The following is a 523-nucleotide window of genomic DNA, read 5'->3' on the forward strand; positions in this document are numbered from 1 at the left end:
GCTTTCAAAAAAGAACACTAGGGCATATTGGTTTTGCATGGCAGCGTGTGCGCTGGCGGCATGAATCAAAAAAGCAAGCACAAGGGTACGAAGAAATGGCATAGCGCCTCCTTACGTTTGGGTGGTTTTACATGGATTGAGTGGCTTTAAAAATCCGATTGCTCAAAGTGGGTGGCGACGTTGTAAAAGCGCCCAATTAAATCATTTTGGCTTATCCAGCCGTACGCCAGTGGCTTCATCTCTCCAGTGCTTGGATGCACCAAAATCAAGGCGGGCGTAAAAGGCACCGTGACTTTTCCCTGGTTGTGGCGGTTTTCTTTGAGGTGAGTGATGAAGGTTTCATCATTACTGATCCCAAGGAGCTCAAAATGGTATTGGTCAGCAAACGCTTGAATGGACGGGGCGAGTTGCTGGCTTAGCGCATCTTTTCCTTCATAAACAAAGAAAAAGCCCCATCCGTCTTGTTTCATCTTTTCAACCGCGTCGGTCTTCTTCTTATCCTCCAGTGCTAAATACACCTGTC

1 protein-coding gene is annotated in these 523 nt (G+C 47.0%); it reads right to left on the minus strand.

All coding sequences use genetic code 11. From position 1 onward, the window contains the following. Positions 1 to 146: 146 nt before the first annotated feature. A partial coding sequence (traF, locus tag AB4496_RS21355; protein WP_372131886.1) for a conjugal transfer protein TraF occupies positions 147 to 523 on the minus strand: 377 nt, incomplete at its 5' end.

Origin of the sequence: Vibrio sp. 10N.222.46.A1, from assembly GCF_041473595.1 — a bacterium.
Taxonomy (GTDB): domain Bacteria; phylum Pseudomonadota; class Gammaproteobacteria; order Enterobacterales; family Vibrionaceae; genus Vibrio; species Vibrio tasmaniensis_A.